This window comes from Streptomyces sp. SID1328, from assembly GCF_009865595.1.
GTDB lineage: Bacteria > Actinomycetota > Actinomycetes > Streptomycetales > Streptomycetaceae > Streptomyces > Streptomyces griseoluteus.
On sequence record NZ_WWKH01000691.1, the window covers coordinates 1 to 1,114 of the forward strand.

A 1,114-nucleotide genomic window follows, 5' to 3' on the forward strand; every position below is an offset into this window, starting at 1 on the left:
GTGCCGCCCTCGCGGGCCGCCGGGGCGTCGTCCGCGCTGGAGCGGGCCTCTCCCCCGGCGCCGGGCGCGCTGGTGCTGCGCGCACTGGTCGACGCCGGGCTGCTGGAGGAGGACCCCTCGGGCCGCTACCGGGTCCACGACCTGCTGCGGCTCTTCGTCCAGGCGGCCGGCACCAGCCTCCCGGCCACCGCACCGCACGACCCGGCGGAGAAGCCCCCACCCCCCGCCGACTGACCGCTCCCCCGCTCTTCACGGAGGTTGTCCAGCATGGCGCCTGCTCCCTCGTCCCACGAGGAGATCGCCCGTTCGCGGCCCCGCATCCGCCGCGACGTCCTGTTCACCCGCACGCCGGACGGCGTGCTGTTCCACAACGCGCACGGCGGCTTCAACGTCGTCACCCAGTCCGCGTACCGCTTCGCCGCGCTGATCGTGCCCCATCTCGACGGGGAGCGCCGGGTCGAGGAACTCTGCGCCGGCCTGGGGGACAAGCAGCGCGACATGGTGGTCCAACTCGTGCGCGCACTCTACGCGCGTGGTTTCGCCCGGGACGCCGGGCCAAGACCCACCGGCGGCACGTTGTCACCGCAGGTGACGGAACGTTTCGCCCATCAGCTCGACTATCTGGATCACTACGCCGACGACGCCCACGGGAGGTTTGCCCGCTACCGGGACACGCGTGTCGCGGTGCTCGGGGACGACGAGACGGCGAGGTGGGCCGCGCTGGGTCTGCTGCGCAACGGCTGTGCCACGGTGGCCGTCACGGTCGAGGACGCGGCGGAGGGCGCCCTCGACCACGAGTCCCGCGGCACAGCCGACCTGGACGCGGAGGTCGCGGGGCTCACCGGGGCGGGCTGCGCGCCCACGCTGACCCGGCTGGCCGGGGGCACGCTGGGCTGGGCCGACCTGGACGGCTGGGACACCGTGCTGGTGACCGGGGCGAGTGCGCCCGCTCAACTGCTGCGGCTGCTCACCGAGGGCGTGCCGGACGGACGGCGGCTGCTCGGCGCGTGGACGTTCGGGCAGCGGGCGGTGGTCGGGCCGGTGATGACGGCCGGGACGCCGGGCTGCTGGTCCTGCGCCGCGCTGCGGCTGGGCGCCGGCTCGGACGCGGCCG

The 1,114-nt window shown here is 75.3% G+C and carries 1 protein-coding gene and 1 pseudogene; both read left to right on the forward strand.

All coding sequences use genetic code 11. From position 1 onward, the window contains the following. Window positions 1–234 (forward strand): hypothetical protein (locus GT030_RS21990; protein ID WP_161202564.1); only part of this gene is annotated, 234 nt, incomplete at its 5' end. A 33-nt stretch (window positions 235–267) separates the two neighbouring features. Continuing rightward, window positions 268–1,114 (forward strand): annotated as a pseudogene (locus tag GT030_RS21995) (transcriptional activator protein); the annotation flags it as partial.